The sequence below is a fragment of the Stieleria maiorica genome, assembly GCF_008035925.1.
GTDB classification, from domain to species: domain Bacteria; phylum Planctomycetota; class Planctomycetia; order Pirellulales; family Pirellulaceae; genus Stieleria; species Stieleria maiorica.
On the sequence record NZ_CP036264.1, the window covers coordinates 3,809,788 to 3,830,691 of the forward strand.

Consider the following 20,904-nt stretch of genomic DNA (forward strand, 5'->3'; position numbering starts at 1 on the left):
AGCATCGCATTCGACCTCGATCGTAGGACTTGCGGAAACTCACCCAATTCCAAGTGGTGATTTTCCGAATCAGTCGCATGGTGTACAATTATACCCTCTGTGGTGGTCTTTCGGAACTCCGCGCGTCAATCCGACGCATCCGATCTAGCTTCGATACTTGCCGAAGTCCGGCTTGCGTTTGTCTTTGAACGCCCGCACGCCTTCTTGTGATTCGTCGGTTTCATAAAACAGTTTGACCGCCCGCATGCCCATCGCTGAAAGGCCGCCGATGTGTGCGGTGTCGGCATTGAAGGAGCCTTTGGCAATGGCCAGTGCCGTGGGACTTTTTTCCAAGATTTCCAAACACCAACGTTGCACTTCGTCGTCCAATTCGGCGTCGGGCACAACGACATTTGCCAGTCCCATGCGGACCGCTTCGGCACCCGAATACTGACGGCACAAAAACCACACCTCCCGGGCACGCTTTTCGCCGATCACGCGTGCCATGTAGGCGGTCCCAAACCCAGGGTCGACCGAGCCAACCTTCGGACCGACCTGTCCAAAGACCGCGGATTCCCCCGCAATCGTCAGGTCGCACAGCAGTGCCAGGACGTTGCCGCCACCGATCGCATAACCTTGAACCCTGGCGATCACGGGCTTGGGGGCATCACGGATGGCCGCCTGCAATTCCTCCAGCGGCAATCCGATCGTTCCGCGGCCCTTGAACTGGCCTTCATGCGCGGATTGGTCACCGCCGGTGCAGAACGCCTTTTCACCGGCGCCGGTCAAAACAATCACGCCGATCGAATCATCCCACGCGACACGCCTGAGCGCGTCGATCAGCTCCTCACAGGTTTCGCCTCGAAACGCGTTGTATACCTGTGGCCGATTGATCGTGATCGTTGCCACGCCAGCTTCTACCTTCAACAGGATGTCCTGATAACTCATGGTCGGTTCCCCTGATCGGTCGGCCGAGATGTTTTTCGAAGACTTGATCAATTTTAGCAGCTACGGAGAAGCGGGCCACAATCGATGGGACCAACAGGACATCGGCGACCCATAAGTCCCCTGTGTCCTATATTGGTCCCACTGCACCAGAACTGCGTTATCCTCGCAGGAACAGCAGTACGATGGGGCAACACAATACTTGGCTATGATCGTTTTGCCCCCATCGTTTTGCCCCACGCAAATCCGCCTGATGCCAACAGGCCGCCTAAGTCGTCCTCGCCCGCGGGCCGTTCAGAGTTCGGCCGATCACGGTGTAACGAACTGCGTACTGGTAGGTCACCAACAACACTGCGGAGACAACGATGCAGATCGCCACGAGCTTGACGATGGCGGGCGCGGAAAGATCGCGAACGTACCACTGAGCCAGTAGGACCAGTGGCAGGTGAATCAAATACAACCAGTACGACGAGTCCGAGATGTAACGCATCGTCTTGCTTTCACGTGATAGGAGTCGCCGGCACACGCCGATCGATCCGAACGTCATCAGCCATGCAAACAGGGCCTGCAGGAAGTTGGCTGCAAGTGAATTCAACGCCGGGTCGTTCAGTTGGGGCACGATCCCGAAGCTGCCCGAGACCAAATCCAGCCCGATCGGAAAAACAACCAGCAGCGCGATCGGCAAAATGATCAACCAGCCGCGTCCCAGTCGCCCCTCGTGGTCGTCCATGTCAAAGTAAAGTGCGCCGAAGAAAAAGAACACGGCATAGAACACCAACACACTCGGAATGGGCAGCAGTCCGATCGACGGATCCGGGCCGAAGATCGCTGGATTCATGAACGCGAAAGGCACCATGGTCAGCGGAATCAGCCACAGCAAACTGGCCGGCGAACTCACCAGAAACGCAGGCACCTTGCGCACTTTCAACACGTCGGCCAGGGATGCGTAAACCACAAACGCCGCGACCAGCCAACAGAGGAACCAGAGGAACCACAGGTGCATGAACACGGGCATCTGAAACAGTAGCCCTTCAAGCATTTGCCAGGCGGAGTTTTCCGAACCTCCGGAATCCGACCCTAGGTAGTCCTCGGTGCCAAGCTGTTTCGCGATCTTCGCGCGGCCGGCTTTGAGTGCCGCTTCGTCAAGCGAGAGTCCGAATGACGTCGCGATGAAGTTTGTCGTGCCAAAATCAATCTTCAACAGATCTTTTGGGGTTTGGCCGCGGGCGTCCATCGCATCGGCATCCGCTCCGGCACGCAGCAGCATCGCGGCCTCCTCGGCGCGGCCGATGAACGCCGCACTGTGCAGCGCCGTCCCCTGATCGCCGTTTCGCTGCTGGACGTCCGCTCCCTCGTCTAACAGCATCTCGACCATTTCCGTGTGTCCCAGGAAGACGGCGACGGTCAACAGCGACGCGCCGTCCGGGCTGACCGCCTGCGCATCAATCTCATCCGCCCCGATCGCCGTGCGAACGCGCTGGGTATCGCCCGCGACGACGGCTTCCCAGACGACGGCGTTTTCCGCGCCCGCCGCCGACGGACGACTGACGAAATAGCTGACCGCCCACATCGCCGGCACGATGGTCAGGCACCCAATCCCCAGCGGCAGGGCGATGCGTTTCAGTCGTTGTTTGATCAGCCCCCCAAGTCCGCGTTTTCGCCACAGCATCGCCGTGAAAAAACCACTCAACATGAAGAACAGCGGCATGCGAAAGCCATGGATCGCCGCGAACAACACCGAATAGACTTCACTTTGCTGGGAGTCGTTGACCGTCCACGGGATCGGCGCGAACGAAAGCGCGGCGTGCAGGACGATCCCCAACAACATTGCGATCGCCCGCAACGCGTCTAAGTCGTGACGCCGGTCGATGGTCGGCTGAACCGACTCTGTCGCGTTCAATGTCGCCGTTTCTGACCCGCCCTCCAGTGGTCTTTCACTGACGATGGTTTCCAATGAAGTGCTGATGACTGACTCCTGGTTAGTGAGTGGGAAACGTTAGGGACCGACCTTCTGGCGAAGGTTGCGACGTTTTCGGCTCGGCTGGCGACTCGCGTCAGCGAATCTGAGCCTGTTCGATCTCGTGAAGAACTAAATACGCATTGGCAATGCTGTTCCCGGCAAAACGTTCTCGCCATGCCTGGGCCGATGGCCGGTCGCGACGCTGGACTCGCACATACAACCAACACGAGATGGCCAAGCCGACCACCCCGAGCACGATCGATGGAATCAATGAATTGGGATGCAGGACGACATCGAATCCGATCGCAACCGTCGCCGGAATCCACATCAGCCACCATGGGAAACCGATCAGTGGGGCGACTTTCAAATAGATGCCTTTAACCGCGTCAATCTTGCTGCGGACCTGGTCAATGGGCTTTGAATAGTCGATTCGGTTGATTCGGGTGCAGACCGCAGCCGCGGCGGCGATCACCAAAATCCCATAAACGTGCAGAATCGCTCCGCAAACCACTTGAGGCATCAGGCTGGTGTTGCGGGCCCAGCATTGAGCTCCCAAGACGATGATGCCTACCCCGACCAAAATCTGAATCACCTGCCCGCGAAACAGCGGCCGCAGAGACGTTCGGATGCGGTCCATCAAGTCACGCCGCGTCAACAACAGCCGGCCGGCCAGTTCCTGCTGTTCCAAGCTAGCCGTCGACGGCGTGATCGTCGGCGCCATCGTCGGCGTGTTTTCGGCCGGCCCGCTGACATCGCCGACGTCACCGTGGACCATGGTGGGGGCGAATGCCGGGTTGTCCGTCGACGCAATGCTTTGGATATCCGACTTAATCTGGCTCGCACGTTGGTACCGACGCTGCGGTTCCTTTTCAAGCGTCCGCAGGACCACGTCGTCCAGCCGCACATCGATCGCGACCTTGCGTGACGGTACCGCGAACCGTCCGATCGGTAACTCACCGGTCAGCATCTCATAAAAGACGACGCCCAATGAATAGATGTCGGCCCGGTGGTCCACACCGCGAGCCCCTTCGAATTGTTCCGGGGCCATGTACCGCGGCGTCCCCATGACCTGATGCGTCCCGGTCAGCTCCGTCGGCTGGTTTTCACTGCCCAGGATCCGCGACAGACCGAAGTCGGCGATCTTCACCGAACCATCTTTCGCCATCAGGATGTTTTCCGGCTTGATGTCGCGGTGGATCACGCCCTTGTCGTGGGCAAACTGCAACGCGTCGCATAGATGCGGCACGATCGAAAGCGCGTGCTCGGGAGACAACTGCCCGGCGCGGACGACGTCGCGAAGCGTCGGTCCGTCCACAAACTCCATCAAAAAGTAAAACGTGTCTTGGACCTTTCCGAATTCGAATACCGAGACGATGTTGGGATGGTTCAGCTTTGCCAGCGTGCGGGCTTCGCGAGTGAACCGGAGCGCGAACTTCACGTCATGGGCGAATTCTTCCGGCAAAATCTTCAGGGCGACCAAGCGATCCAGACCTTCCTGGCGTGCCTTGTAGACAGCCCCCATTCCCCCGGCACCAAGCAGCTCGATGATCTCCAGTGTCGGAAAGAGCTCAGACAAACGCGCCACGGTCGGCGGTGCGAACGGAGCGTTTGGTTTGTCGTCGTCATCCAGTGCGTCGTGGATGGCACCGGCATGAGCAGGGAATCGATCTAGGTATTCCTGTTTCGTCGGACTGTCGCCACGACGTCGCCGATAGTCGATTTCCAGCACGACCAGTTCTGCCAGCAGCAACTCTTGTTCTTCGTCGGGAACGTTGTCCGCGAGCACCGATTCGATCGTCGGTGGCTGGTCGGATTGCCATCGGCGTTCGAAATCGGCGCAGCGATCGTCGATCCGTTCCAGGGCAGAAAGAGGCAGTTTTTTCTGGCGAACATTCATCGGCTTCGAGCAATTCCTGATGACGTTTTTCTCGATTTAAATTTGGGTAGCTAAGTGCGCCAGAGGGCGGGTTTCCGGCGTTTTCCACGCTCGCATCGAGCGTCGCTACCTCATCGCGGCGCTGTCCCGCTAATCTAGCAACCGCTGTTTCTCGCGACTGCCCGACAGCAAAATGAGAAAAAACTTTGACGGTTCAAAAACCCGTTCAGCTCTTCGGACGTCTTCTCCGGCGATGCGACAAACGGTCAGCGTTCACGGGACGGTCGCGAATTCGACCCAGCGTGTACGAACCTCCTGTGCCGTGTCCAGTTTCCACGTCCCCACGCCTTCAAACACGTGTGACTGTTGGTGACCACCCGACGAATCGACCCAGTCGTACGTCACCCGCACCGGATCGTCGGAATTCGTCTTTTCGATCAGATGAGCTTCGGCGCGAAGGTACCGTTTGCCTCCGCTGTTATGGAATCGAATTTGTAGGTTGCGTGCCGGATCCGACACATCGGCCGATCCATAACAAAAACTCTGGGACCAAAAATCACTCGGCTCGTTGCCGCGTCGCGGAACGGTCCAGTCCTTGACGATCGGTTGAAACTGTTTGCCGCCGTCGACGCTAAAATCGATCTGATAGCGAACGGTTGGGTCTGGGGGGCTGCCCGATGCGACGTGGGCTGCCGCATAGACCTGGACGACAGGGCGATCGCTGCGGACTTCGAGTGAGACTGTGGTTTCACCAAAACCTCCTTCGGCGACGAAGGATTTTGCCAAGTCGATTTCCGGACCGAGTGAGCGCACCCTGCGACCGCTCGATGCGAAGCTCACGGTTGTTCCGTTGTCCTTCAATCGAGGCAACACGGCAACGTTCGCCTGACAGACGGTGCGGATCTCCAAACCGGAGTCGAGCAAGTCGCTGCGGTCCGCTGCGAAGCGTACCCAATAGTTCGAGCGGCCTTTGACCAGATCGGTCAGATCCAATCCGTCGACAAAGGTATGCTCGGTTGACCAGGTCCGACCGGCGTCGCAAGAGACTGCGACCGGGCAATCGAGGTTGCCGCGGAGCACGAGTCCGCCCGTACAGCCCGGCTGGTAAATCCCCCAGGCATCGTCACTGGGTGGCGATGCGCCGATCACATACGGGGTCTGGAATTCGAATACGAGCTCGTCCGCACTTTCCTGAACGATCCCCTCGCGGTAGTCGACGGTGGAAAAATCGGGACGGTAAATCGACACCACGTTGGCGTAGCGGACCTGTCCGTCACGGTGCGCTGTCCCGCTGGTTGAACCGTGCATCAGGTCGGGTTGGTTGACCCAGGTACGCGAGCGATGCGGACCGGGAATTCCGTCGGCGTTGTAGTTGCGTCCCCAGAAGACGAAGGTTTTGCCGTCTTCCAGGCCGGGCTGAAAGTACCGCCGAAACGATTCGCCTCGCCGCAGAGCAATCATCGGTGGAGGCCCCGCGTAACCGGCCAAGTACTCCGCGACGGCGTACCGTCGATACGAATTTCCGTCGTCCGGATGCAGCCCGCAAACCAGCCAGCCTCGCTGCCGCTGGGGCAAATAATTCCGATCAATCAACCGGTCCACTTCTGCTTGGATTTCACCCAGCCCCATCAACCGCGTGCCGCTGGGATCAAAGATAACCGTCGATAAGTCGTGATCCACCAGCGCCCAGCGCCCATCGCGATATGCTCCACCGGTAAGAAAAACTTCGAATGCGTTGTGTGCCGACGCCCCGACTCCGCGGGCTCGTCCGTGCCCCAGACGATGTTCAAACTCGGCCGTCCACTGAGAATGAGTGGTTCCGCAAAGTCCAAAGCCGAATCCGAACAGCCCATTCCAGTACTCGCGCAGCCGAAGATCGTGTTGCGATTCAAATCCATCCCCCCAAAGGTCGCGGCGGCCTGCCTCGGCGTGCCAATAGTGCGTGTTTCGCCACAGCCAAGACGCCAGTGCCTGGTCCTCGTCCGTCTCAACGGGGCGTCCTGTGACACGCCGGTAGACCTCGGCCTGGGTCTGGAACAACCGATCGAAGGTTGATATCGCCAGCTCGCCGGGGTACCAGGGGTGATCCGTTCGGATTTGAGGATCACCGGTTTCCGCGAACGCCTGCCCGATGAAGGTGCAGGCGAAGATCAATCCAAGGAGACGTCGCATGAGCTTCAGGTCCAACGGGAATGAGTTCGAATGGATAGTCCGGTCAGTGTAGCTGGAACGTACGGTTAAAAAACTCCTGACGGTCTTCGCCGCAATCAGGCCTCTTGCTGAGTCGGGTATTCGGTGTGTTCGACTCGATAGAGAGCGAGTCCGAGGAACAGGACGACCATCACACCGAGCAGCTGCAGGTGGGTTGCTGCCGGTTCGTTACCAAAGACGTTCTCCGCTTGGCTGCGGGCGTCCTCCCATTGCATCCAATCGGCCAACAGGCCGCGCAGACGATAGTTGATCGTGAACTTGTTCACCAATGCCGGGATGAACGCGACGACGTACTCCACAACCACAGTGTACGCCACCGCGGCGACCATCGTACGGCGGTAAAACAGTGTGCCGATCAGCAGATACAACGCGGCGTGGACGAAACACGACAACACCACCAGTTTCGTGAGCACCCACCACAATTCGGATCCGATCGTCGGCCCCACCACCAACGTGCACAACGCCACCGCGGCAAGTGAAGCCGAAAGCGTCCAGACGACCGACGTCATGTACTTGCCCACCAGCACCATCCTGCGGCCCGACGACCGCAGCGTCAAATAGACCCAGGTTTGCCCTTCAATCTCCGTGCTGATCGCCGGTGTCGCCCACAACAGCAAGCCCAGTAAGCAACTGACTTCGGGGATCAAAAAGTACATCGCCATCCCCAACGGCTCGATGAACTCATCCGCGACGTATTCATCACCCCGTTCGTACTGTGTGATCAAATGAACCGCCGTGACGATCGCCACCGGAAATGCGACCAGCAGAAACCAAATCGCGATTCGCCCGAGCGTTCGCGAGCGGCGAAGCTCGAACAGCATCACTTCGATCGGCAGAGTCAGCTTGTTCAAGGCGTTTCTCCCCGGTGGTGCTTTAACAGCGATTCGAACAACGCCTCCAGATTGCCATTGGAAGCCTGCAAACGCTCGATCGACAGGCTTTCGCTGCGGATCCAATGTGGCAACTGTCGATAGAACGCGCCGGGATCCCGCAGCGAGACCTTCAATTCCGTCCGACCGGCCGACAACGAAAGCGAATCGACCCATGGAACGTCTGCCAGGTGACGCACCAGCCGAGCGGCGTCCGGGCCGATCACGCGGACCTGTTGCGGCGTATCGGCCAGGATCGATTCGATTTCATCGGCTGTCCCGTTTGCCAACAAACGTCCGCCGTAGATCAACAGGAATGAGGAGGTGACCGCTTCGATCTCTTGCAGCACGTGGCTGGCGAACAATAATCCGCGTCCCTGGCCGGTCCACGCCTTCAGGACCGCGGTCATGTCGGCTCGGCCGACCGGATCCAGTCCGTTGTAGGGTTCGTCCAGGATCAACAGACTCGGTTGGTGCGCGATCGCTTGGGCGATCTTGGTGCGCTGTCGCATCCCCAGCGAATAGGTTCCCATCGGGCGGTGCATCGCGTCGCTCATGCCCACGATCTCCAACGCCTGTTCAGCCAGCACGCGGCTTTCGCGGCGGCTGATGCCGTGCAAGCGAACAAGGTACTTGACCCATTCATAGGCGGACACGTTGGGGTACAAGACGTCCGAGGCCGGACAGAGGCCGATGTCGCGCAGAATGGTTCGGTGTCGAATCGGGTTCTTTCCAAAGACGCGCACGGTTCCCAAGGTGGGACGAAAGTGGCCGATCAACAGATTGATCAGTGTCGTCTTCCCCGAACCATTGGGACCGATCAGACCGTAGGCTCCCGATTCCAAATTGACTTTCAAATCGTTGACGCCAACGACGTTCCCGTACATCTTGGTGACTTGATTCAATTCGATCATCGCTCAAATACTCAGCCTCGCGACGATCCGTCGGTGCACGATCCAAAATCCGATCACCGTGATTCCCACCAGGACGCCGATGGCTGGCAACACGCTTGCCGATGTGGTGTCCAGTCCGAACACCCAGGATTCAACTTTGCCCAGCGTATGGTAGGGAGACAGGAGTCGCCAGCGATCCAGATCCACGCCGTACTCTTCCCAGTTGATCGGCCCGCGGCGGCGGCGAGGGGGGCGCCGGCCGGACATCGCCGCGGTCGTGAACGTCAAGAATTGATAGGCCACAAACCCCATCGCCCAGGTGGCGAACCAGGCAAACGTCGCATAACGACTCTCCGCCGTCAGCGACGAATACACGACGGCCAACGTCGTCGTCGGCAGCACCAAGACGACCGAGGCGGCCAAGATTCGCAGCGGGATGTCCCAGGTTTGCGAAATCACCGACAGGTCCGGCGAGAGCAACACGCCCAAGACGTACAACAACAACGCCGGTACCGTGGTCACCGCCGCCAGGAAAAACCAGATCACCGCCGATTTGCCGACGATATATTGCGTCGGCGACAGCGGCCGCGAAAAGTACATCAAGTAGGCTTTGGTGCGGAGGTCATAGGAGACCAACAGGGGAGCGATCAGACCGACCAATCCGACCATCGTGAACAGCTGGGGATACCGGAAATAGGCCAGGATCATCGTCGACCAGACTTCATGCCGGGCCGCGTCCATGTCGTCCAGGATCATTGCCGCCAAATCGGGGCGCGCAAGCGGGCGACGCACCACGTTGACGATCAATTCTTGCATGTCCGGTTCGGTCGACGAAAACTCGAACGCAAAAATCCCCACTGCCGGCAACATCACCGGAAGCCAGGCCAACACCAGCAGGATCCGCAGCCAACGCCGCTTCAAGATCAACGCCACCCCGCCACGGGCGATCACCAGTGGACGGAGCAGTTGGTCGGCACGGGCCCCGGACCAATTGCGGTACCCCAAATCATGGACTGGCACGACGGGCCTCCGCAGTCTGAACGGTTCGGTCTGCTGAAGCTCCTGCTGTCGCCGAAATGCCCGCCGTCATCGTTCCCGAGGCAACGTCGATGAAGATCTGCTCCAGTGAGTTGACGGCCGGTTCCAACCGTCCGATCGCCGTGTCACATTCCGCCGCCCAATGCCACAACAATGGCGTTTGCTCGGGTTGGATCCCGCTGATGCGAAGTGTTCCCGATTTCGCTTGCCACTCCACACGATGCCCTTCCGACACGACGCGACGGGCAAACGCGGCGTGATCACCGATGACCGAGACGTGCATCGTCGGTTCGATCGGACGGCTCAAGTTCTCCAACGTGTCGATCACGCGGACGGTCCCCTGCACCAAGATCACCACATGGTCGCAAACCGATCGGACGTCCGGCAGAATGTGCGTCGACAAGATGATCGACTTGCCGTGACGCGTCGACAGGTTGCGAATCCGCCGCAACATGGCGACGCGTTGATCGGGATCCAAACCCGTCGTCGGTTCATCCAGAATCAACAGCGGCGGATCGTGGACCAACGCCTGAGCGAATTTCAGCTTCTGACGCATCCCGGTGGAATACGATTCGACCTCCCGGTAGCGTTCTTCGCCGAATCCGCAAAAATCCATCATCTCGTGACTGCGCCGCAGACCCTCTCGACCAGGCAATCCCGACAGCTGTGCCATCAAGGAAACCGATTCGATGCCTTCCAGCCCCGCGATGTAGCAATCGTCTTCGGGCAAGTAGCCGATCGAATCGCGAATCGCTTTGGTCTCGCGCGGCCATTTGTAATCCAGCACGCGTCCGTTGCCGGCTTGGGTGTGCAGCAACCCCAACAGCGCTTTGATCAGCGTGCTTTTGCCCGATCCGTTCGGGCCCAGCAGCCCTGTCACGCCCGGGGGAATGCGCAGCGACACATCCCGCAACGCTTCGATGTCCCCGTATCGTTTGGAGACGTTGTCGATTTCGATGATCGGTTCCAGTGTGCCGTCTCGCTGCAGGGGAACATGGACGCGGTGCGGGGTGCCTTGAACAACTGACAACGCTCGCGCCGGATCCATTCGACCGTGCTGTTCAATGCTTGGCAAGTGAAGGCAAGAAATAACCAGGCAGAGCGCTCATGCCCGGACCACCTTGACCACTTTTGACCCCGCGATCAAATCGTGCAGGCAACGTTTGTCGGATCGAAAAATCAGGATCGCGTCAAACAGGAAAACCAAATTGACCAATTGGTCGTCGGTGTAGCCGGGGATCAACAGGACGGCGATGGTGAAGGGGACGGTCCAGAGGTAGCGATAGACGTAGATCCGCATGAACGAGATCAATTCATTTGTCTTGGCATCCACGATCCGAATGCCCGCAGCCAGTTTGCCGATCGATTGTCCCCGCGTTGCCAGCAGGTACCCGTTCAGCAACAGATACACCAGCATGCCGGCCAACGACATCGCCAGTTGCTCCAATACGCTGACCTCCCCCGTCGCGGCCCGGCCGATGAAGTCCGTCACGATCTGCAGCGGGAAAATGATGAACATCATCAGAAACCCGTCGACGATCACGGCACCCAGACGGGAGAGGCGACTGGCCAATTCGGGCGGCGCGTTGTGATCGACAAACGCGTCGGTCTGCGACGGATGCGCGGTCGGCGCGTAAGGATTGACCGGATCGTTGCCTGCTGATGGATCATTCATGTGCGGTGACTGCGTCGGCGGCCCGGGTGGCGGGAATGCAAACGAAAAGTCTAGCGAGTCTGCCCGCCCGATGCCAATCAAACCTGCGACGTCGGCTAAGATGGCAGGCTCTCTTTCATGATTCTTGGACGAAAAAAGCAAAACCAATGAAATCATTGCGATGTCTACTGTGGGGCATTTTTATCGCCGAATTGGCGTTGCATTACGCGACGGACTGCCCGGCGGCGACGACGTGGCAGGCCGGGTTTGCCAAACTGGACGTGACGCCGACCGAGCCGTTGCGGATGTCCGGCTACGGCAATCGTGATCATCCCAGCGAAGGGATCGACACGCCCTTGTTCGTCCGCGCGGTGTGCCTGCAATCGTCAACCGCGGATTCGCAGGACGCCCCGTTGGTCTTGCTCAGCATCGACAACATCGGACTCTCTGGCGCCCATACCCGACGGTTGGCTTCTGAAATCGAATCCAAACACGCAATCCCTCGCCAGCGCCTCGTCTTTTGCAGCACGCACACCCACAGCGGCCCCGATTTGGGCGGGCAGCTGTCAAACATCTTTTCCACGCCGCTTTCACAACCGGAAGCTGACGCAGCACGCCGGTATGTTGAACGGCTGGATGCCGCAATCATCGCGTCGGTCGCCGCAGCGAGGGACCATTTGCAACCGGCACAACTGGCCTATGGTGTCGGGCGGGCTGGGTTTGCGGCCAACCGTCGGGTCCTGACCGATGGCAAATGGAGCGGCTTCGGAGTGCAGTCGGATGGGCCGTTCGATCACTCCGTGCCCGTGTTGAGGATCACCTCACCCGAGGGAATGGTTCGGGGATTGATCTTCAACTACGCCTGTCACTGTACGACTGTCGGAGGCGATTACTACAAGATCAACGCCGACTGGGCCGGCTATGCCGCCACGCAACTCGAAGCTTCGTTTCCCGAGGCGGTCGCGCTGTGCACGATCGGGTGTGGTGCCGACGCCAATCCGAATCCTCGAGGCACCGTGCAGATGGCGGAAATGCATGGGCAGACCCTGGCTGCGGAAGTCGGGCGGATCGCGCGATCGGATTTGTCACCGGTCGACGCAACAGTCCAGGCACGATTCGACTATGCCGCGTTGTCGTTTGATCTGCCCACCAAAGAAGAACTCGAATCGCGGTTGGGTGAATCAAATCCCCAAACCCGCCGGCACGCCGAACGCATGCTCCAGGTTTTGAAAGAGAAAGGGCGGTTGCCGGCGACGTACCCCGTGCCGATCCAATCCTGGAAATTCGGTGACCAGCTGACCATGATCTTCCTAGGTGGCGAGGTCGTGGTCGACTACGCGCTCAGGCTGAAACGAACGTTAAATGATTCCGACCTGTGGGTTTCTGCCTACAGCAACGATGTGCTGGGCTACATCGCCAGCGAGCGGATGCGCGGCGAAGGAGGGTACGAGTACGATCGATCGGGAATCTATTACGGCCTGCCGGGACCTTGGGCGTCCGGCTCGGAAGACCTGCTGATTCGACGCGTCGAAGAGGTCGTCAACAACAGCGGACGACCGAAACCGCTCGGCCCCGCCAATGCGCTGCAATCGATTCACGTCGCCGACGCGTTTCATGTCGAACTGGTTGCGGCAGAACCGTTGGTCCAGGATCCGGTCAACATCGCCTTCGGTGACGATGGAAACCTGTGGGTCGTCGAAATGGGAGACTATCCCGAGGGCAGCAACGGGGGACGCGTCAAGTCGTTGATCGACATCGATGGCGATGGGACGTTTGACCAGGCGACCACGTTCCTTGACGGGCTGCCGTTTCCAACCGGCGTCCAGCCCTGGAAAGACGGCGTGCTGATCTCCGCGGCACCGGACATCTTGTTCGCGCGGGATACCACCGGTGACGGTCACGCCGACGATGTGCAGACCATCTACAGCGGATTCCGCTTGGCCAACCCACAACACCGCATCAACGGGTTCACATACGGACTGGATCACTCGCTCCATTTGGCGGCCGGAGATAACTTGGGGGAGATCCAAAGCGTCAGGACTGGTCAGACGATCGATGCGTCCGGCCATGATGTCCAAATCTGGCCGGACAGTGGGCGAATCGGCGTGACCAGCGGGCGAACTCAATTCGTCCGCAGCCGTGACAGTTTCGGCCGCTGGTTCGGCAACAACAATTCATTGCCGATGTATCACTTTCCTATCGAGGAACGAGACCTCAAACGCAACGCTGCCGTTTCCTACGCGAGCAACAAACAACAGTTGTTCACGCCTGCGCTCGCCCCGCCCGTCTTTCCGCTGACGTCGGCCTCCGAACGGTTCAATGATTTGTTCGCCGCCAATCGGTTTACGTCGGCCTGCAGCAGTATCGTTGCACGCTCGCCACATTTTGGCGACAACGAACTCGCGGTCGCGTTTGTGTGCGAGCCGGTTCACAACCTGGTGCACCGTGCGGCGCTGGTGCCCACCGGCGCAACGTTCCAAGCTCGCCGCTTGGAATCGGAATCCGATCGAGAATTCTTGGCGTCGACCGATCCGTGGTTTCGTCCCGTCCGTGCTGCGATCGGTCCCGACGGCATGTTGTACATCGTCGACATGTATCGTGAGGTCATCGAACATCCCGAGTGGATCCCCGATGCTTGGCAGGAACGATTGGACCTGCGCTCCGGGGAGCAGCTCGGTCGCATCTATCGAGTGCGGCCGAAGGGCATCAATCCCGCATCGATTCCCGTGTTGCGAAACCAGCCCGACGAAGCCTTGGTGGAAATGCTGCGATCACCGGTGGGACCATTGCGCGATCAAGCGCAGCGGACTTTGTTGCATCGTGACACCACCGCGATTCTGTCCACATTGACGTCGATGGCGACGGGCGATACGAGTCCGTTTGCCCGGTTGCACGCGTTATCCATCCTGGACACCGTGGGGGCTTTGGACGATCGGACGTTGGGCGACGCGTTGACAGATTCCCACCCCGGGGTTCTGATCATCGCGGCGCGGTTGAGCGGCCGGCGTCTTGCGGGATCGACCACCGTGCTCGACCGGCTCGCCGCGCTCACCACGCACGATGACGCTTCGGTAACACTCCAGGCAGCGATTGCGCTCGGGGAGTCGAATTCAGCAGTGGCCGGCGAACTGCTGGCCAAAATTGCGACGCGGCCGGATCTTGATCGATGGCTGGCCGATGCCGTTGCAAGTTCCGCGAGCGCCCACGCGACCGCGATCGCCGATGCGATTGTTCGCCAAGCGTCGCTGCAACCCGAGCAGTTGACCGAGCAACGCATCGGACTGTTGGGCAGCGCCTTATCAACCGCCAAGCAGCAGGGCAAACCGATCGAATCCTTGGCGGCGTCGCGATTGGATTCGCCCCATTTGGGTTTTGAAACACAGCTTCGTCTGGCTGAGTGTTTTCTGACCGCGATGGGGCGTTCCGAAGAGAGCCGTGCCGGTCTGGCGAGTGTGGTTCGTCCGCTTCAGCAACAAGCCGAGCGTGTGGCCGCCGACGTTGATCAAGCCGAGTCGATGCGTTGTCGTGCCGTCAGCTTGATCGGTCTGAATCTCGATGCCGACAATTCGGGGACCGCGGTCTTGCTGTCCTTGCTCGATCCGGCGACCCCGGCTGCGGTCCAATGCGAAGCCGTCACGGGACTGGTGCGGCAAAACGATCCTGACACATTGAAATCAGTGATGGATCGCTGGCCGTCCTTTTCGATCTCCGTTCGCGACCATCTGGTGTCTGAATTGCTTGCGAGTCGGCAAGCGACCGAACGGCTGCTTGAAGCGTTGCAAGACAATCGGATCGGCACGAATGAGATCTCGTTGGCTGCACGCGAACAGCTACTCCAATCCGGAAGTCGCTCGATGCGGGTGATGGCCCAACGGCTTTTTCAGAGTGGTGGTTCAAAAGAACGTGGCGAAATCGTTCGCGACTACCTGGCCAAGTTCTCCTCACGCAAAACAGCGGCTGACGTTGCGGCGACACAGGAACTTGAGCTCGGACGCGCGCTGTTTGAGAAACATTGCGGCGTGTGTCATTCGCCGGCCCCCGGCGGTGTGGCGATCGGTGCCAGTCTGGACAACCTGACCAATCGCAGCGACGCGGCTCTTGTGGAAGCGATTCTGGATCCGAATCGCGCCGTCGAACCCAAGTACCAAAGCTACGTGATACAAACCGACGAAGGCCGCACATTGGCCGGCGTGATCGAATCTGAAGTCGGTGGCAGTTTGACGATCGCACACGCCGACGGAAAACGAACCACCATTCGCCGTGATCAGATCGAGCGGATCAGAAGCACCGGAACGTCCCTGATGCCGGAAGGATTTGAAACGACGCTCAACGTCCAGCAGCTGCAAGCAATCGTTCGTTACTTGCAGCGTTGATGGCAAGGGAACCAGGTTTGAGCCGATCCAACCACCACATCGGCCTCAACCGGCGCGATCTTTTGCCTTCAGCTCATCCAGATAGTCACAGCCCTTCCAGGTCAGTACGAGCGGCCCTTTGTCGGCAAGCGTGTCTTGGCCGAGTTCGATAAAGCCGGCGTCGGCAAGCAAGAACAGGTGCAGCGTGATTTGTTCCCGCTCGTAGCCTTCGATTTGAATGGACCCTTTGAACAGACGCGCCCCTTTGGCTTCGACAAAATCCAAAAGTTTGCGAACAAGCACCATGTCACGTTTCATCGTGAACGATTCCGTGGGGAAGAGAAAACATTCTGCAAAATGGTGCTCCGAACGCACCGGCGCAACGTTGTAGCCCGCGATCTGCCAGCGATCAATCGGCCGCCTTTGTCGCCTCCGCGTTCGATCAGTGCGCAATAAAAAACCTCTGCGGAGGGGCAAGCCGCAGAGGCCAGTGCGCCTGTGGGAAATAAAAACCCACAGGAACAGTTTCGTACTGAATGATGCAAGCATTATCAGTCACACTATGCACATAAATCCATGCGAATTTTGAACACAATTGGGTGAAAACCGTGACCTTCGGGCGGCCAGGGTGTCCACAAAGGAGGGGTTGGCCGCTAAGGTATAGTTGGTGCTAAAGGCTGCGGAGTAAATACGGGGGACGAACCGCCCTGTGTTTATCTGCCGCCCCTTTTCCAGGATTTTATCTTCAGTCTGAACCTCGCGGAGGTTGGTCCAAGGCGAATGTTTGCTGAGGATATTGGGGCGTGTAAGGATTCGGGGAATTGCCGATCCATCAAGGAGCGACGTCGTGACCGAACCGACCGTGGTGATTGTCGATGACGATCAGGGATCACTACATTCGTTGGCATTCTTAGTGGAATCCATGAACCTGCGGGTGCAGACCTTTGATCGGCCGTCGGAGTTTTTAAATCAGTTTGATCCGTCGGTTCCTGGATGTCTGGTTTTTGACGTCCGCATGCCCGGCATGAGTGGATTGGAATTGCAGACGGAATTGTCGAAGTGGGACTATGTTCCGCCGATCATCTTTGTATCGGGCCATGGCGATATTCCGATGAGCGTGCGCGCCATTCGGGCCGGTGCCATCGATTTTTTGCAGAAGCCGGTCAAGGATCAGGTGTTGTTGGACCGGATCAATGAAGCGATTCAGATCGACAAGCGTGCCCGCGAATCTTTGTCTCATGGCGACCCGTTGTCCGAGGCCGTGTCGCGGTTGACCAGTCGCGAACGCGAGGTCATGGATCTGTTGGTCCAGGGGCGATCACTGAAGCAGATTTCGATTGAATTCGGGATCTCATTCCAAACCGTTTCCAAACATCGCGCGCGTGTTTTGGAAAAGTTGCAGGTTGGCAATGACGTTGAACTCGTTCGACTGTGTCTAGGTTGCGAAAAGCCTTCTGGATGAGGCAAGCGACGACACGAATCGCCAAACGAGATGCGATTCAGCGACCCTCGCCGGCAATCCTTTCAAGCGTCTTCTCCGCCTGGGCGGATAAATACGGATCAGGATCGACCAGCAACTGCTCCAGCCATTGGGTGGATCGATGGTCGGCCAGATCACCCGCCAGCGAGACGGCGGTTTGGCGCAAGACCAACTGATCCGGTGCCGTTTCGGTCGCTGCGTAGACCAACAACGGAATGGCACCTTCCGGCCCTAAGCGACGAATCTGAGTTTCGTTCAAGTGTCTGGCTTTGGTGCGTCCGATCGGCGCCAGCAACTCATTGATGACAGCCGTCAGTTCACGATCGATCGGAGGACCGATCGCGAGTAGCGGCAGCTGCCAAACTTTGGCAACCGAATGCGACGCCGGCTCTCGTTTAACATTTTGCTTCGTGTCTATGGAAATCGATTCTCCCGGGCTGACGTCGTATCCGTTGGCACCGACGGTCATCTGTGTCGGCGCGTTCGTTAGCGAAGGGGAGGCACAGGAGGCGCTTGCGAACTCGATGCGACATTGAAACTCCGATCCGCTCGGGCACGCCATCGTTGCCGCGATCGAGGATGCTTCATCGTGAATCGCGAAGTTGACATTGATTTCGCATTGCTCGGCTGCTCGAAACCATGCCTGCCCCTCGACCAATTCGATTTTGGCGGCGTCATGCAAGATGACTTCGCCTGCCTTATTCAAACGGATCTTACACTCGTCGGGGGTTTGCAATTCACACAGAACGGACGCATCGGTTCGCACTCGCGATCCTTTCGTGATCGGCTCGCCGACGGTTTGTTTGACGGTGTCCCATTGTGTGCTGCCCGGCTTTAGGATCTGCACCGACCCGGTCGCACGCATCAAGGTTGCGACGATCGGAGCTTCGCCGCTGACCGGAACGCGGATCCTCTCTTTCCGAGCCCGAGTGGTTTGCTTGCCGATGATAACCACACCGATCAGCACACTGGCCGCGGTCGCGGCCCAGATGACCGTCCATGTCCACGGATTTCGGCGTCGGTCCGTTGCCGCCATGATCGAATTCTCGCCGCCAGATTGCTCGGCAGCCTGTTGCTCGGCAGCCCGTTGGTCTGCGGCACGGTTGATCGCCGCGACGGCATCATCAATCTGCCCCAGGCGGAGCGATGATTGCAGTTGCAGGTCCAATCCGGACAGTGACTCCCACCGGCGGCGGCACGCTTCGCATTCGGTGAGATGATGTTGGATGCGTTTCGATTGATGGTCCGAGAGTTCGCCATCCAAGCAAGCGCTGAAGGTGGATTGAAGTTCGTTACAGTCGTTCATGGGGCGTCCCCCGTTGTCGTCAACTCCGCCTTTAGCTTCATCCTTGCGCGGTGTAGCCGATCGTGCACGGTCGATCGGGCGACGCCCAGCCACGCTGCAATCTCGTCGTATGTCAGATTGTCGTAGTAGTGCAACAACAGCACCTCGCGTTGGGGTTCAGGGAGTGCCGCGATCAGTCGCATCAGATGTTCCTTCTGGTCGCGGTCGGCCGGGGCGTCCGCTTCGTTTTCCGTCGGGATTGATTGGACATCAATTCCGGCACTGCGACGGACCTGTTGGCGGCGAATCATGTCGACGCAGACATTGTGTGCAATTTGCCGCAGCCATCCGCCGATCGCGTCACGCGTTCGAAGTCGATGGAGATGGATGATCGCGCGAACAAACGTCTCCTGTGCCGCATCTTCGCTGTCACTGTCGCAAATCAGTCGCGCCTGACAGAACGCATAAATTCGTCGGTACCATTGTTGGACATCCAACCGGTCGGGTGCGGTCTCGTCGGTATGATTCGGCAACGGCGTCGCCGAGGCGGCGTCTTTTGTCAAAGCGTCGGGATCGGTTCGAAGGGCAGTTGTCTACCAGACGGATCAGGCATCCCGTCAGACCGGCGCGTTTCGCGAAAATGTCAAAAGATTGTTTATGACGTCCAACGCTCGGTTTTCTCCGGTCCGGCAGCCCTACCCGTGCGACTGGTTGTTATCTCAGTTTACCTTCAGACCGGTCAATTAAGTTTTCCAGCGGAGCGGACCCATGCGTCAGATTCTTGTTTTCTCAGTCGTCGCCACACTCCTCGCCGCGGTTGCGTCTCAGACGCATCGGCTATCGGCCGAACCGGATTCGAGTCGCAGTTCGATTACCGCACCGGCGATCCCCGATCCTACTGCCGAGCCGAACGAGGGCGGAAAACTGATCGTCCACGAATGGGGGACCTTCACCACGTTTTCCGGCAGCGACGGTGTTTTCTTGGACTTTCGACCATTGGCTGCCGAACACAGCGACCTGCCCGGCTACGTCCTCGATCGAGGTTCCTATGCCCCGTTCAGATTCCCGAGCAAGAGTCGACTGTGGGGCCGAGTCCGCATGGAGACACCCGTCACCTACTTCTATACCGATCGTGTCCGGACGGTGAATGTGCGTGTCGATTTCCCCGAGGGACTGCTCACCGAGTTCTATCCGCCGGTTCAATCCATGCAGCCCGCGATCGACCAAGCGAACATCTTTGGCAAAGGGGAGTTGATCGGCAAATCAAGTCTGGACTGGGGGCGCGTTGATTTGATCCCTATCAAACAGTTGTTGCCCGACCTCGCCGGTGCCGACAGCGGACGACATATCGCTCAGGACATCGTGCAGGTTTTGCTACCGCACGGCGCGAACGAGCAACACTATGCCGAGGCACGTGCGACCGATTCGGCGCTGGTGCATGTTCGCGGAAAGACGGGCCTGAACTTTCCGGAGACGGGGCATTTCGAGAAATTCCTTTTCTATCGCGGAGTCGGGAAGTTTCAATTGCCGATTTCTGCACGCTTTCAAGACGCGTCGGTCGTGATGGTCAACGATGCACCCCTACCGATTCGATCCGCAATCCTTGTCTCCGTCGACGGCAATGTGGTCAAAGCGGAAAAGCTGGCTCGGATCGATTCCGGCCAGTCCCTGCGATTTGATCAGGTCCGACCAGTGACCGAAGAAGCGTTGTCGGAGATGGTGCGCCGCAGTTTGGTCGACGAGGGGTTGTATGAAAAGGAAGCTGCCTCGATGGTCAAAACGTGGCAACACTCTTGGTTCACCGAAAACGGCACACGGATCCTTTTCATGGTACCACCGCCGATCACGGATGAATTGCTGCCGCTGCACGTCACGCCGGTTCCGGATGAAACCCTCCGAGTTCTCGTCGCGCGGATGGAACTGATGTCACCACGCGCCGAACAACGCATGATCGACGCGGTCGCGAAAAGCATCCGCGGTCGTGCGCAGCATCACGCCGAACAAAAAGGAAACAAGTCCAAGCCACGTTACCCGATCCCCACCGCGATCCGCGACTTCGGCCGCATGGCTGAACCGGCCCTGGTGAGAGTTAACAAGATCACCCGCGACCAAGCGATCCGCACGGAAGCAACGCTACTCCTCAAGCAATTGCAAGCCAACCCAACCAACTAACCCCCGCGCCACCCGGGGTCTGTCCCCGCGTCAACCGGGGTCTGTCCCCGCGGGTCCGAGTTCGGGGTCTGTCCCCGCGAGTTCCCTTTAATGCATGCATAAGAATGGCCTGACGCTGTTTGTTGGATCGATCGCAGTTCCGGTCGATTTTGGCTTGACCGCTTCTTCCTGTTCGGGTGGAATGAAGACA

At 58.7% G+C, this 20,904-nt stretch carries 15 protein-coding genes; 3 read left to right on the top strand and 12 right to left on the bottom strand.

Features of this window, described 5'->3' with window-relative positions; translation table 11 throughout:
- Positions 1-144 precede the first annotated feature (144 nt).
- The 9 genes from Mal15_RS13055 to Mal15_RS13095 form a co-directional block, all read right to left on the bottom strand.
- A complete protein-coding gene (locus tag Mal15_RS13055; protein WP_147868173.1) occupies positions 145-927 on the bottom strand; it encodes an enoyl-CoA hydratase-related protein in 783 nt (260 codons plus the stop codon).
- Between the two features lie 265 nt (positions 928-1,192).
- Positions 1,193-2,824, bottom strand: coding sequence for an acyltransferase family protein (locus Mal15_RS13060; RefSeq protein ID WP_147868174.1), 1,632 nt, complete (start codon positions 2,822-2,824; stop codon positions 1,193-1,195).
- 154 nt (positions 2,825-2,978) lie between these two features.
- The gene (locus tag Mal15_RS13065) at positions 2,979-4,781 is read right to left on the bottom strand and encodes a serine/threonine protein kinase (protein WP_233903430.1); all 1,803 of its coding nucleotides are present in this window, start codon (positions 4,779-4,781) and stop codon (positions 2,979-2,981) included.
- Positions 4,782-5,033: 252 nt separating this feature from the next.
- The gene (locus Mal15_RS13070; protein ID WP_147868175.1) at positions 5,034-6,932 is read right to left on the bottom strand and encodes a hypothetical protein; all 1,899 of its coding nucleotides are present in this window, start codon (positions 6,930-6,932) and stop codon (positions 5,034-5,036) included.
- 95 nt (positions 6,933-7,027) lie between these two features.
- On the bottom strand, positions 7,028-7,822 hold the full coding sequence (locus tag Mal15_RS13075; protein WP_147868176.1) for a hypothetical protein: 795 nt from the start codon (positions 7,820-7,822) through the stop codon (positions 7,028-7,030).
- Positions 7,819-8,754 (bottom strand): ABC transporter ATP-binding protein, encoded by a 936-nt coding sequence (locus Mal15_RS13080; protein ID WP_147868177.1) that lies wholly within the window; start codon positions 8,752-8,754, stop codon positions 7,819-7,821. The genes Mal15_RS13075 and Mal15_RS13080 overlap by 4 nt, the downstream gene beginning before the upstream one ends.
- Positions 8,755-8,757: 3 nt before the next feature.
- Positions 8,758-9,753 carry an ABC transporter permease subunit gene (locus Mal15_RS13085; RefSeq protein WP_233903431.1) on the bottom strand — a complete coding sequence of 332 codons (996 nt, stop codon included), beginning with the start codon at positions 9,751-9,753 and terminating at the stop codon, positions 8,758-8,760.
- On the bottom strand, positions 9,740-10,801 hold the full coding sequence (locus tag Mal15_RS13090; RefSeq protein WP_233903432.1) for an ABC transporter ATP-binding protein: 1,062 nt from the start codon (positions 10,799-10,801) through the stop codon (positions 9,740-9,742). The genes Mal15_RS13085 and Mal15_RS13090 overlap by 14 nt, the downstream gene beginning before the upstream one ends.
- 75 nt (positions 10,802-10,876) lie before the next feature.
- Positions 10,877-11,446, bottom strand: coding sequence for an RDD family protein (locus tag Mal15_RS13095; protein ID WP_167546777.1), 570 nt, complete (start codon positions 11,444-11,446; stop codon positions 10,877-10,879).
- Positions 11,447-11,592: 146 nt separating this feature from the next.
- Here Mal15_RS13095 and Mal15_RS13100 point away from each other — a divergent pair, with 146 nt between their 5' ends.
- Entirely contained in the window at positions 11,593-15,798 is a 4,206-nt protein-coding gene (locus tag Mal15_RS13100) for a neutral/alkaline non-lysosomal ceramidase N-terminal domain-containing protein (RefSeq protein WP_167546778.1), read from the top strand.
- Positions 15,799-15,843: 45 nt separating this feature from the next.
- On the opposite strand, the gene Mal15_RS34045 is transcribed toward Mal15_RS13100, so the two are convergent.
- Positions 15,844-16,095: a DUF2513 domain-containing protein gene (locus Mal15_RS34045; protein WP_167546779.1), complete on the bottom strand. Its 252-nt coding sequence runs from the start codon at positions 16,093-16,095 to the stop codon at positions 15,844-15,846.
- 529 nt (positions 16,096-16,624) lie between these two features.
- Here Mal15_RS34045 and Mal15_RS13110 point away from each other — a divergent pair.
- Positions 16,625-17,239, top strand: coding sequence for a response regulator transcription factor (locus tag Mal15_RS13110; protein ID WP_199773858.1), 615 nt, complete (start codon positions 16,625-16,627; stop codon positions 17,237-17,239).
- A gap of 37 nt (positions 17,240-17,276) precedes the next feature.
- Here the strand turns inward: Mal15_RS13110 and Mal15_RS13115 are convergent, their stop codons facing one another.
- Positions 17,277-18,563: a zf-HC2 domain-containing protein gene (locus tag Mal15_RS13115; protein ID WP_147868181.1), complete on the bottom strand. Its 1,287-nt coding sequence runs from the start codon at positions 18,561-18,563 to the stop codon at positions 17,277-17,279.
- A complete protein-coding gene (locus Mal15_RS13120; RefSeq protein WP_147868182.1) occupies positions 18,560-19,105 on the bottom strand; it encodes an RNA polymerase sigma factor in 546 nt (181 codons plus the stop codon). The genes Mal15_RS13115 and Mal15_RS13120 overlap by 4 nt, the downstream gene beginning before the upstream one ends.
- Positions 19,106-19,310: 205 nt before the next feature.
- Here Mal15_RS13120 and Mal15_RS13125 point away from each other — a divergent pair, with 205 nt between their 5' ends.
- On the top strand, positions 19,311-20,714 hold the full coding sequence (locus Mal15_RS13125) for a hypothetical protein (RefSeq protein ID WP_147868183.1): 1,404 nt from the start codon (positions 19,311-19,313) through the stop codon (positions 20,712-20,714).
- The last annotated feature ends 190 nt before the right edge of the window (positions 20,715-20,904 follow it).

Excerpts from the sequence above, each read along its gene's own strand:
- Mal15_RS13055 (WP_147868173.1), bottom strand. The coding sequence starts at position 927 with ATGAGTTATCAGGACATCCTGTTGAAGGTAGAAGCTGGCGTGGCAACG.
- Mal15_RS13065 (WP_233903430.1), bottom strand. The coding sequence starts at position 4,781 with ATGAATGTTCGCCAGAAAAAACTGCCTCTTTCTGCCCTGGAACGGATC.
- Mal15_RS13070 (WP_147868175.1), bottom strand. The coding sequence starts at position 6,932 with ATGCGACGTCTCCTTGGATTGATCTTCGCCTGCACCTTCATCGGGCAG.
- Mal15_RS13080 (WP_147868177.1), bottom strand. The coding sequence starts at position 8,754 with ATGATCGAATTGAATCAAGTCACCAAGATGTACGGGAACGTCGTTGGC.
- Mal15_RS13095 (WP_167546777.1), bottom strand. The coding sequence starts at position 11,446 with ATGAATGATCCATCAGCAGGCAACGATCCGGTCAATCCTTACGCGCCG.
- Mal15_RS13100 (WP_167546778.1), top strand. The coding sequence starts at position 11,593 with ATGAAATCATTGCGATGTCTACTGTGGGGCATTTTTATCGCCGAATTG.
- Mal15_RS34045 (WP_167546779.1), bottom strand. The coding sequence starts at position 16,095 with ATGAAACGTGACATGGTGCTTGTTCGCAAACTTTTGGATTTTGTCGAA.
- Mal15_RS13115 (WP_147868181.1), bottom strand. The coding sequence starts at position 18,563 with ATGAACGACTGTAACGAACTTCAATCCACCTTCAGCGCTTGCTTGGAT.
- Mal15_RS13125 (WP_147868183.1), top strand. The coding sequence starts at position 19,311 with ATGCGTCAGATTCTTGTTTTCTCAGTCGTCGCCACACTCCTCGCCGCG.